The following is an 11,048-nucleotide window of genomic DNA, read 5'->3' as shown; positions in this document are numbered from 1 at the left end:
TTCTACGGGTGTGATCTCAGCCCGTCGTCGGGCACCCCGGTCGCGCCACGATAAACGAGAAGGGGCGCCCAAGGCGCCCCTTCTCTCCCCTCCCCAGTACATGCGCGCTACGGGCCGGTGAGGGCAGAGCGCTGCGTGCGCCGGCCAGAGTAGCCGCGTCCGACGAAATGTCAATCGCAAGTCGTAAAAAGTCAGGACGCGAGCAGCCGCCGCAACACGTACGGGAGGATCCCGCCGTGTCGGAGGTACTCGCGCTCCCGCGGCGTGTCGAGGCGCACGCGGGCGGCGAAGGTCTTGTCGTCGGCGCGCACCGTGACCTGGCGTGCGTCTCCGTTCTCGACGCCTTCGATCGAGAACTCCTCGCGACCGGTCAGCCCGAGCGTCTCGGGGGTTTCGCCGGCGGCGAACTGGAGCGGAAGAATTCCCATCATCAGCAGATTCGACCTGTGGATCCGCTCGTAGCTCTCGGCGATCACGGCCTTGACGCCGAGCAGCCGGGTGCCCTTGGCGGCCCAGTCGCGTGAGGAGCCCGAGCCGTACTCCTTGCCGGCGAGGATGACGAGCGGGACGCCCACCGCCTGGTAGGCGGCCGAGGCGTCGTAGATCGTCGTCTGCTCACCGGCAGCGACGGCACTGGCGTCGGAGCCACTGGCGATGAAGCAACGGGTGAAACCGCCCTCGACGCCATCGAGCAGGAGGTTCCGCAGCCGGATGTTGGCGAAGGTGCCGCGGATCATCACCTCGTGGTTGCCACGACGCGAGCCGTAGGAGTTGAAGTCCTTGCGGTCCACCCCGTGCTCGGCGAGGTAGGTCCCCGCCGGGCTGTCGGCCTTGATCGAGCCGGCCGGGCTGATGTGGTCCGTCGTCACCGAGTCGCCGAGCCTGGCCAGGACGCGGGCGCCCTCGATGTCGGCGACGGGTGACGTCTCCATGCTCATGCCGTCGAAGTACGGGGGCTTGCGGACATAGGTCGAGTCGGGGTCCCACTCGAAGGTCTCGCCCTCCGGAGTCGGCAGCGACTGCCAGCGCTCGTCGCCGGCGAACACGTCCGCGTAGTCCTTGGTGAACATCTCCTGGCTGATCGAGCGCGCGATGGTCTCCTCGACGTCCTGCGGCGCCGGCCAGATCTGCGTGAGGAAGACGTCCTTCCCGTCCGGGTCCTGACCCAGCGGCTCGGTCTCGAAGTCGAAGTCCATCGTCCCCGCGAGGGCGTAGGCGATGACGAGCGGCGGCGATGCGAGGTAGTTCATCTTGACGTCGGGGTTGATCCGGCCCTCGAAGTTGCGGTTGCCCGAGAGCACCGAGACGACGGCGAGGTCATTGTCCTGGACCGCGCTCGAGATGGCCTCGTCCAGGGGGCCCGAGTTGCCGATGCACGTCGTGCAGCCGTAGCCGACGAGATAGAACCCGAGCTTCTCGAGGTAGGGCCACATGCCGGCCTTCTCGTAGTAGTCCGAGACGACCTTGGACCCGGGGGCCATCGACGTCTTGACCCAGGGCGCCACCGTCAGCCCGCGCTCGACCGCGTTTTTCGCCAGCAGCGCCGCGGCCATCATCACCGACGGGTTGGAGGTGTTGGTGCAGCTTGTGATCGAGGCGATCGAGACGATGCCGTGGTCGATCTCGAAGCTCGCGCCCTCGGCCGTGGTGACGCTGACCCGGCGCGAGGGGCGGCTGTCACCGTCGCCCTCGTCGGCCGGCTTGTCGCCGCCGTTGGCGCCGTCCGTGCTGCCACCCACCGTCGGGTCGCTGGCCGGGAAGCTCGACGCCGAGCCGGCATTGCCCTCGTGGTGCGAGACGTAGGTCGGCAACACCTTGCGGAAGGCCTCCTTGGCGTCGGTGAGGGCGATCCGGTCCTGGGGACGCTTCGGCCCGGCGATGGAGGGGACGACGGTCGACAGGTCGAGCCCGAGACGCTCGGAGAATCGGGGCTCGGTCGCGGCGTCGTGCCACATGCCCTGTTCCTTGGCGTAGGCCTCGACGAGCGCCACCGACTCGTCGGAGCGACCGGTGAGACGGAGGTAATCGAGCGTGACGTCGTCGATGGGGAAGATCGCGCACGTCGACCCGAACTCCGGGCTCATGTTGCCGATCGTCGCCCGGTTGGCCAGCGGCACCGCGGCCACGCCCTCGCCGTAGAACTCGACGAACTTGCCGACGACGCCGTGCTTGCGGAGCATCTCGGTGATGGTCAGGACGACGTCGGTCGCGGTGGCACCAGCGGGGATCGAGCCGCTCAGCTTGAAGCCGACGACGCGCGGGATGAGCATCGACACGGGCTGGCCGAGCATGGCCGCCTCGGCCTCGATGCCGCCGACACCCCAGCCCAGGACACCGAGGCCGTTGACCATCGTCGTGTGCGAGTCGGTGCCGACGCACGAGTCCGGGTAGGCGAGCACGGTGGCTCCCGTCTCCTTCGTCATGACGGTGCGGGCGAGGTGCTCGATGTTGACCTGGTGGACGATGCCGGTGCCGGGGGGGACGACCTTGAAGTCGTCGAACGCGGTCTGGCCCCAGCGCAGGAACTGGTAGCGCTCGCGGTTGCGCTGGTACTCGATCTCGACGTTGCGCTCGAACGCGTCGGCGCGGCCGAAGACGTCGATGATGACGGAGTGGTCGATGACCATCTCGGCCGGCGAGAGGGGGTTGATCTTCCTCGCGTCGCCGCCGAGGTCGGCGACCGCCTCACGCATCGTGGCGAGGTCGACGACGCAGGGCACGCCGGTGAAGTCCTGCATGAGCACGCGCGCCGGCGTGAACTGGATCTCCGTATCGGGCTCGGCGTCCTCGTCCCAGCCGGCCAGCGCGCGGATGTGGTCGGCGGTGATGTTCACGCCGTCCTCCGTGCGCAGGAGGTTCTCGAGCAGGACCTTGAGGCTGTAGGGCAGGTTGGCGCTGCCCTCGACCGCGGCCAGGCGATAGATCTCGTAGCTCCGGTCCCCGACCCCGAGCTCACCCCTGGCTGTGAAGCTGTCCACCGATCCTGTGCCACCTGTAGCCACGCCGGGCTCCCTTCATCGCGAACTATCTTGACGTCAAGATAATATACCTACTTCCCGTCGCCGTGTCAGCCCCCGGACCGGACCGGCTCGAAGACGGCGATGCACTCGACGTGGTGGGTCATCGGGAAGGCGTCGAAGGCTCGCAGTGACCGCAGCCGGTAGCCCCCCTTCAACAGGTATGCCGTGTCCCTCGCCAGCGCGGCGGGGTCGCACGCGACGTAGGCGATCGCCCGGGCCGACAGCGCGGTGAGATCGGCGGCGACGGCCCTGCCCGCACCGGTGCGGGGCGGGTCGAGGACGACGACGTCGGCCGAGATCCCCTGGCGAAGGAGCCGGTGCAGCGCCTGGTCGACGCGGCCGACCCGGAACTCGACCTGCGGGTGCTCGGCCGCGTTGGCCACCCCGTCGTCGACGGCCCGGTGGTCCCCCTCGACGGCCAGTACGGCGCCCTGCGGCCCCACCGCGTCGGCGAGGGCGAGGGCGAAGAGACCGACCCCGGCATACAGGTCGAGTGCCCGCTCCCCCGGCTGCGGTGCCAGCTCGGCCAGGACGTGCTCGACGTAGGTGCGGGCCGCACCCGGGTGGACCTGCCAGAAGCCGCGCGCGCTGAGCTCGAAGGTCCCCGACCACGTGCTCGTCTCGACGCGCTGGCCGACGCGGGGGACGCGCTTCTCGGGGACCGGGACGACGACCGCGTCCCGCGGGTGGTCGGCGGCGACGACGTCGACCGCCCGGCAGCCCGTCCAGACCGTGTCGAGGACGCCCGAGTCGACGACGCGTTCGGCGGCAATGAGGCAGTCGTCGATCGCGATGATGTCGTGCGACCGGTGCCGTCGCAGTCCGGGCCGTCCACCCCCGTCGACGGCGAGCTCGACCCGGGTGCGCCAGCGCAGCCCGTCGGCGTCACCGGGGACGGCCTCCACCTCGACGTCGACGTCCAGCCCAGCCAGGCGCTGGAACTGCTCGCGGACCACCACGGCCTTGAGCGCCCGCTGGTGGGAGAGGGCGACGTGCTGGAAGTCGCAGCCGCCGCAGGCTCCCGGCCCGGCATACCGGCAGGGGGCCGTGACCCGTTGCGGAGCGGCCGTGAGGACCTCCACGGCGTCGCCGCGCAGGAAGCGGTCGGTGGCGCGGCCCTCGGTGACCCGCACGCGCACCCGCTCACCCGGGAGGGCGTGCCGCACGAAGATGACCCGCCCGTCGTGGCGGGCGACGCAGTGACCGCCGTGGGCGATGTTGCCGACGTCGACGACCCACTCCACGCCCACGAGTTCCGTTGTCGCGGCCTGGTCCTCGCTCATGAGGGGCCGCGCCGGACCGAGCCGACCGAGGGGCCCTCGAAGAAGTCGTCGTCGTCTTGCCCCTCCGACGAGCGCAGCTGCCACGGGACGCTGGCGACCATGACGCCCGGCGTGAAGAGCAGTCGGGCCTTGAGGCGCAGGGCGCTCTGGTTGTGCAGGATCTGCTCGTACCAGCGCCCTAGGACGTATTCCGGGATATAGACGACGACGACGTCGCGCGGGTTGCCGCTGCGCAGCGAGCGCACGTAGTCGATGATCGGCCGGGTGATCTCCCGGTAGGGCGAGGAGAGCACCTTGAGGGGCACCGGGATCTCGCGGCGGGTCCACTCCTGGCGCAGGGCGAGGGTGTCCTCCGGATCGACCTCGACGGTGATCGCCTCAAGGAAGGTGGGCCGGGTGGCTCGCGCATAGGCCAGGGCCCGCATCGCCGGCTTGTGCAGCTTGGAGAGCAGGACGATCGCGTGCACCCGGCTCGGCAGGAGCTGGGAGTCGTCGTCGTCGAGGGCGAGCTCCTGGTGCACGCGCTCGTAGTGGCGCTTGATGCCGAGCATCATCACGAACAGGATGGCCATGGCGAGGATGGCGTAGCGCGCCCCTTCCATGAACTTGGTGATCAGGACAACGACGAGGACGGTGCCGGACATGAAGGCACCGAGGGCGTTGATGGCCCGTGAGCGCATCATCCGGGCGCGGACCCGGGGGTCGTGCTCGGTGAGCAGGTGCCGGTTCCAGTGCCGGATCATTCCGGTCTGGCTCAGGGTGAAGGAGACGAACACCCCGACGATGTAGAGCTGGATCAGCGCGGTGACCTTGGCCTGGTAGGCGACGATGAGCAGCGCTGCGGCGGCGGCGAGGATCAGGATGCCGTTGGAGAACGCGAGCCGGTCGCCGCGGGTGTGCAGCTGGCGCGGGAGGTAGCCGTCCTTGGCGAGGATCGAGCCGAGGACCGGGAAGCCGTTGAAGGCGGTGTTGGCCGCGAGGATGAGGATGAGCCCGGTGACGATCGAGACGAAGACGATCCCCACCGAGAAGCCACCGAAGACCGCCTTGGCGAGCTGGCCGAGGACGGTGTCCTGGACGTAGGCGTCCCCGACCGGCTGGCCGCCCAGGGTCAGCTGGCGGGCCGGGTCGTCGGCGATCTGGATGCCCGTGAACCGACCGAGCCCGATGATCGAGGAGAGCATGGTGATCGACAGGACTCCCATGAGCAGCAGCGTCGTCGCGGCGTTCTTGCTCTTGGGCTGGGCGAAGGCGGGGACGCCGTTGGAGATCGCCTCGACACCGGTGAGTGCCGCGCAGCCCGAGGAGAACGCGCGCAGCAGCAGGAACGCGGCAGCGATGCCGACGACCTCCTCGTGCCCGGCCTCGGGGATCAGGGTGTACTTCGCGCTCTCGGCCTGGCCGAGGTTGCCCGTGGCTGCCTGCGCGAAGCCGTAGAGCCCCATCCCGATGATGCCGACCATGAACGCGTAGACCGGCACGGCGAAGGCCTTGCCGGACTCGCGGACCCCCCGGAGGTTCATCGCCGCGAGGATCCCCACGAGGACGATGGCGACCGTGACCTCGTTGCCGCGCAGGCCGGGCAGCGCCGTCGCGGCGTTCTGCACACCGGAGGAGATCGAGACGGCTACGGTGAGCACGTAGTCAACGAGCAGGGCACTGGCCACGGTCAGTCCGGCCCGCGGCCCGAGGTTGACCGTCGCGACCTCGTAGTCGCCGCCGCCGGACGGGTAGGCGTGGACGTTCTGCCGGTAGGACGCCACGACGACGAGCATGACGAAGACGACGCCGACGGCGATCTGCCACGAGTGGGTGGTGACGAAGGCGCCACCGGCCAGGCCGAGCATGAGCATGATCTCGTCCGGTGCGTACGCCACCGACGAGAGGGCGTCGCTGGCGAAGATCGGCAGCGCGAGGCGCTTGGGCAGGAGGGTCTCCCCGAGCCGGTCGCTGCGCATGGCTCGACCGACGAGGAGGCGCTTGAGCACACGACCGGAACTTGGCACGCGCACACTGTATGCCGCGCGAAAGGGCTACGCGTGCACAAGTCCCCCGCACCCGTGTAGCGTCTCGTGGCGTGCACTTCGTCATCATGGGCTGCGGCCGAGTCGGGTCGACCCTGGCCAAGAGTCTGAGCAACCGCGGTCACGACGTCGCGGTGATCGACGTCGAGCCGGCGTCGTTCCGCAGGCTCGGCAGCTCGTTCGAGGGGATGACCGTCACGGGCCTCGGCTTCGACCGGGACACGCTCAAGGCGGCGCGCATCACCGATGCCTACGCCTTCGCGGCCGTCTCCAGTGGCGACAACTCCAACATCCTCGCCGCACGCGTCGCGCGGGAGACCTTCGGCGTCGAGCACGTCGCGGCCCGGATCTACGACCCCGGCCGCGCGATGGTCTACGAGCGTCTCGGCATCCCCACCGTGGCGACCGTCCGCTGGACGGCCGACCAGATGATCCAGCGGCTCCTGCCCCAGGGATCCGTCCCGGCCCTGACCGACCCGAGTGGTCGGGTCGTCGTGGCCGAGGTACCCCTGAACCGGGGGTGGATCGGTCGGCGGATCAGCGAGATCGAGGCCGCCACCGCCGCCCGGGTCGCCTTCATCACCCGGCTGGGCGACGGGATGATCCCGGGCGCCGACACCGTCTTCCAGGACGGCGACCACGTGTCCGTCGCCGCCGCCACGGACGACCTCGCCCGGATCGAGAAGACCTTCGACCAGCCGCCGCCCGTCCACTGACGAGGTCCCCGCCCGCCCCACCCGTCTCCACCCAGCCTGACCCAGGAGGGTCCCCATGCGCGTCGTCATCGCCGGTGCCGGAAGCGTCGGCCGCTCGATCGCCCGTGAGCTCCTGCACAACGGCCACCAGGTGCTGCTCATCGACAAGGACGCCGACGACGTGCAGGCCTCCCGCGTGCCCGAGGCCGCGTGGTTGCTCGCGGACGCCTGCGAGATCACCGTCCTCGAGGAGGCCAGGGTCCAGGAGTGCGACGTCGTCGTGGCCGCGACCGGTGACGACAAGGCCAACCTCGTCGTCTCCCTGCTCTCCAAGACCGAGTTCGGTGTGCCCCGGACGGTGGCGCGGGTCAACAACCCCAAGAACGAATGGATGTTCGACGAGTCCTGGGGCGTCGACGTCGCGGTGTCCACGCCGCGCCTGATGACCGCGCTCGTCGAAGAGGCGGTCAGCGTCGGCGACCTCGTGCGGATCTTCCAGTTCCAGCAGGCGAAGGCCTCGATGGTGGAGCTGACGATGCCCGCCCAGAGCCCCTACATCGGCAAGCGGATCGGTGAGATCGTGTGGCCTGACGACACCGTGCTGGTCGGTATCATCCGCGACGACCGGCCGATCGCGCCCAGCCGTGACGACGCCGTCGAGGCCCACGACGAGCTGCTGTTCATCACGACGCCCGAGAGCGAGGACTCCCTCGAGGAGATGCTGTCCCCGGGCCACCGGGTCCCCCGCGTCGGCGACTGACCCGCGTCCTCCCGCCCGCAACTGGCCAGACATGTCTGGCTCATTGCGGCAGTTGGCAAGCCAGCGGCCAGCCGGTGAGCTAGAGGCGGGGCTCGTCCAGCGGGGTATGGCCCCGCAGCAGCAGCAGGCCCATCACGAACACGGCCAGGAGGTAGGCGGGCCACCCGAGGGCGATCTTGGCGACCCCGAGGGCAGCGACCTGGCCGGCGAGGTAGAGGGGCACCATGATCAGCAGGCGGATGGCGTCGAGGGCGATGATGACCCACCCCAGCCGGCTCGCGACGGCCACGATCCCGCGATGACGACGCCAACCGGTGAACGCCTCCTTGAGGGCAGCCTCGTCGTCGGCGGCGCGGGCCAACGAGTCCTCGTCCTGAGGGGCGTTCTTGCGCCCGCCCTCCTTGAGCCGGTTGGAGGCCTCGACGAGCTCGGGATCGCCGGCCGCGATGAGGAACCCGAAGAGCGGCCACCGCACGAGGTTGGCGACGAGCATCGCCAACCCGAAGGCCCCCGTCTGGATCATCCCGGGGAGGAAGGCGTCCTCGGCCTTGCCGGAGCGCAGGGCGAAGAAGGCCGCCACGGCGACACCCACCGCGGCATAGCCGAGGAAGCGCAGCGTCTCGTGACGCGCCACCCGAAGTGCGCCCAGGGCCACGAGGGCCACGCCTGCGGCGAGGACCGCCGAGCGCACGTCCTGGCGCAGGGTCCAGACGATGACGAACGCGATCGTCGGCAGGGCAGACTCGAGGGCGCCGCGCCAGCCGCCGATCGCGCTGGACAACCGTGCCCGCAGCAGCTCCTCGACCGTGACGAAGACGGGCGCCGCCGGCCTGGCGGGCCCGGCCACCGGGTCAGCCATTCTTGGGGACGATCTCGTAGAACGGGTTGAAGATCGTCGGGATCCCCCGGTAGTAGGACACCCGGCCGTTGGCCCGCAGCTGCACTCCCGGCGCGATGCCGGCAATCTCCCGTCGACCGAGCCACACGAGGTGCAGCGGCCGGCTGCCGTCGTAGATCTCGACAACCAGGGCGGGCACGTCGACGCGCGGCCGCAGGGTGACCGACCGCACGGAACCACACACGTCCGCCCGCTGACGGTTGGCGAGCTCGACGATCGGCGTCGCCCCGACGCGCTGGGAGTCGGCTCGCAGCTCGCGGTCCTCCAGCTCGTGGGCCGAGCGGGTGAGCCGGTCGGCCAACCTGCCGAAGACCCCCCTACCCGTCTTGGCAACCCCCTGCTCACGGTCGCGAACGCTCTTGTCGGTGCTCATCCGGCTCTCCTCAGCTCCCGCTCAACGCACTTCGGTGATCTCGGGGCCGCGCTCGAACGGCTTGAGGTCTGACGCGCTGTGGCCCTGCGGCCCGTCGTCGCCGAGCCCCACGTCGTCGCCGGGCACCGCCTCAGCCCCCGCGGCCGCGGGCTCGTCCTGCTGTATGTCGGCCGGCAGCTTCAACGTCAGGATCTCGCGCGGGGGCCTGGCGTCGTCACCGCGCATGACGACCACGCTGCGGACCAGCTCGACGAGCGGCTCTGCTGCCACCTCCTCGAGAGCGGCCTTCCCACTGATCACGGCCCTCAGGAACCAGCGCGGCCCGTCGACGCCGAGGAAGCGGACCGGTTGGAACACCGTGCGCCCGTCGGCCCCGCGAGACGGCATGCGGGCGATGAGCTCCCGTCCCAACGGCCCGCGGACCTCATCCGCCGTGCCGCCCTGACTGACGATGCTCTCGGCGATCTCGGTGCGGATGTCCTGCCAGAGACCCATCGTCCGGGGGGCGGCGAAGGCCTGGAGCTGGACTCCGGACTCCCCGATGAGGGCGTGCGCCCCGAGGACGTTCTCCTGGGTCTCGTCCAGCTCGAGGCGCAGCTGCATCCCGTCGACGGGCACCAGCTGGATCGACCCGAGGTCGAGGCGGTTGCCCGCCTCGTCCTGGGCGGCCTCGGAGCTGTCGAACGGCCCGCGCACCCGGCTGAAGTGCTCCTCGACGGCGTCGTCACCGTCCGTGGTGTCGACCGGCTCTCCGTCCGCGTGCTCGCCACCGGCGTCCACGTCACCGACGACGCCGTCGACGGAGCCCTCGGCGTCGGCAGCCACATCGGTCCCGGGCGGGGCGCCCGTCGTGACGGGGGCCTCGTCGAGTGTGCCGTCGCCCTTGCGTCCTCGGCGGAAGATTCCCAACGTCCTAGCCCCTCGTCTGATCTGTGTTCGGTTCGGCGGCTGACCCCTTCGGACCGAAACCGCCGCTGGCACCGTGGCCAGTCTCCCCCCGGACACTGTCCGGGAGCGAATCGGCGTCGACGAAGTCTGCCCTCAGGACCTCCTGCACCACGAGCTGCGCGATCCGGTCCCCGCGCCGCACCGTGAAGCCCTCGTGGGGGTCGAGGTTGACGAGGTTGACGAGGATCTCACCGCGATAGCCGGCGTCGATCGTCCCGGGTGCATTGACGATGCTGATCCCATGATGCGTGGCAAGCCCCGAACGGGGATGGGTGAAGGCAGCGTAGCCCTCCGGGAGGGCGATGGCCACGCCCGTCGGGACCAGCGACCGCTGACCGGGCGCGAGCGTCACGTCGACGCGCGCACAGAGGTCGGCGCCGGCATCCCCCGCGTGGGCATAGGACGGCACCGGCAGGTCGGGGTCCAGCCGGTGCAGCTGCACTCGGACGGCACGAGGGCCGGTCACACGTTCGTGGACCGACCCCGTGATGTCAGCAGCGCCCTGAGGCATCAAGCCGCGCAGTCCCGGCAGACCATGAGGCCGCCGGCCTCCTTGGCCAGCTGGCTGCGGTGGTGCACGAGGAAGCACTGCGAGCAGGTGAACTCGTCAGCCTGTCGGGGCAGGACCCGGACGGACAGCTCCTCACCAGAGAGGTCTGCACCGGGCAGCTCGAAGCCCTCGGCCTGGTCGGTCTCGTCGACGTCGACGCTCGAGGAGGACTTGTCCGCGCGCCGGGCCTTCAGCTCCTCGAGGGAGTCCTCCGAGAGGTCGTCGTCGGTCTTGCGTGGCGCGTCGTAGTCAGTCGCCATGGGTGGTGTCGCTCTCCTGAGGATCGGTCATGCTGGGTGGGGTGATGGTGCGCCGGGAGGTGTTGTCCCGGTGTAACGCGGGCGCCGGTCCGTTTGTGCCCGATCCAGCCCGTGTGGTTGCCCTGCGCGGCGGATTGTGCCGCACAAACGGCAGAAGGTCACCCCCGTCCCACCCCTCGGCCGGTTTTCTCCTCCCCACCGGCCGCTCTGGTCCTCGCTGACCCCCGCGACGGTGAG

The 11,048-nt window shown here is 70.1% G+C and carries 10 protein-coding genes; 2 read left to right on the top strand and 8 right to left on the bottom strand.

What is annotated here, in order from left to right:
* Positions 1-191: 191 nt before the first annotated feature.
* The 3 genes from acnA to ACLL9L_RS14235 form a co-directional block, all read right to left on the bottom strand.
* The gene (gene acnA, locus ACLL9L_RS14245; RefSeq protein ID WP_411285317.1) at positions 192-2,978 is read right to left on the bottom strand and encodes an aconitate hydratase AcnA; all 2,787 of its coding nucleotides are present in this window, start codon (positions 2,976-2,978) and stop codon (positions 192-194) included.
* Between the two features lie 89 nt (positions 2,979-3,067).
* Complete coding sequence (locus ACLL9L_RS14240) at positions 3,068-4,303, bottom strand: class I SAM-dependent RNA methyltransferase (RefSeq protein WP_411285316.1); 1,236 nt, start codon at positions 4,301-4,303, stop codon at positions 3,068-3,070.
* A complete protein-coding gene (locus tag ACLL9L_RS14235; RefSeq protein WP_411285319.1) occupies positions 4,300-6,261 on the bottom strand; it encodes an APC family permease in 1,962 nt (653 codons plus the stop codon). The genes ACLL9L_RS14240 and ACLL9L_RS14235 overlap by 4 nt, the downstream gene beginning before the upstream one ends.
* A 119-nt stretch (positions 6,262-6,380) precedes the next feature.
* Here ACLL9L_RS14235 and ACLL9L_RS14230 point away from each other — a divergent pair, with 119 nt between their 5' ends.
* Together ACLL9L_RS14230 and ACLL9L_RS14225 are read left to right on the top strand one after the other, a co-directional pair.
* Positions 6,381-7,043, top strand: a complete 663-nt coding sequence (locus ACLL9L_RS14230) for a potassium channel family protein (protein WP_411285315.1) — start codon at positions 6,381-6,383, stop codon at positions 7,041-7,043.
* 55 nt (positions 7,044-7,098) lie between these two features.
* A complete protein-coding gene (locus ACLL9L_RS14225; RefSeq protein WP_411285314.1) occupies positions 7,099-7,782 on the top strand; it encodes a potassium channel family protein in 684 nt (227 codons plus the stop codon).
* Positions 7,783-7,861: 79 nt separating this feature from the next.
* Here the strand turns inward: ACLL9L_RS14225 and ACLL9L_RS14220 are convergent, their stop codons facing one another.
* The 5 genes from ACLL9L_RS14220 to ACLL9L_RS14200 are packed head-to-tail and all read right to left on the bottom strand — an operon-like array spanning position 7,862 to position 10,811.
* The gene (locus ACLL9L_RS14220) at positions 7,862-8,641 is read right to left on the bottom strand and encodes a DUF3159 domain-containing protein (protein ID WP_411285313.1); all 780 of its coding nucleotides are present in this window, start codon (positions 8,639-8,641) and stop codon (positions 7,862-7,864) included.
* Positions 8,634-9,053 carry an OB-fold nucleic acid binding domain-containing protein gene (locus ACLL9L_RS14215; protein WP_411285312.1) on the bottom strand — a complete coding sequence of 140 codons (420 nt, stop codon included), beginning with the start codon at positions 9,051-9,053 and terminating at the stop codon, positions 8,634-8,636. The genes ACLL9L_RS14220 and ACLL9L_RS14215 overlap by 8 nt, the downstream gene beginning before the upstream one ends.
* A 21-nt stretch (positions 9,054-9,074) precedes the next feature.
* On the bottom strand, positions 9,075-9,962 hold the full coding sequence (locus ACLL9L_RS14210; protein ID WP_411285311.1) for a DUF3710 domain-containing protein: 888 nt from the start codon (positions 9,960-9,962) through the stop codon (positions 9,075-9,077).
* 4 nt (positions 9,963-9,966) lie between these two features.
* Positions 9,967-10,467 (bottom strand): dUTP diphosphatase, encoded by a 501-nt coding sequence (gene dut / locus ACLL9L_RS14205; RefSeq protein ID WP_411285310.1) that lies wholly within the window; start codon positions 10,465-10,467, stop codon positions 9,967-9,969.
* 44 nt (positions 10,468-10,511) lie between these two features.
* Complete coding sequence (locus tag ACLL9L_RS14200; RefSeq protein ID WP_411285309.1) at positions 10,512-10,811, bottom strand: DUF4193 domain-containing protein; 300 nt, start codon at positions 10,809-10,811, stop codon at positions 10,512-10,514.
* Between the last annotated feature and the right edge of the window lie 237 nt (positions 10,812-11,048).

Origin of the sequence: Lapillicoccus sp. (assembly GCF_046595215.1) — a bacterium.
In the GTDB taxonomy this organism is placed as follows: Bacteria; Actinomycetota; Actinomycetes; order Actinomycetales; family Dermatophilaceae; genus Lapillicoccus.
Note: the sequence above shows the minus strand (reverse complement) of the source record. Positions and strands in the feature narration are given on the sequence as shown.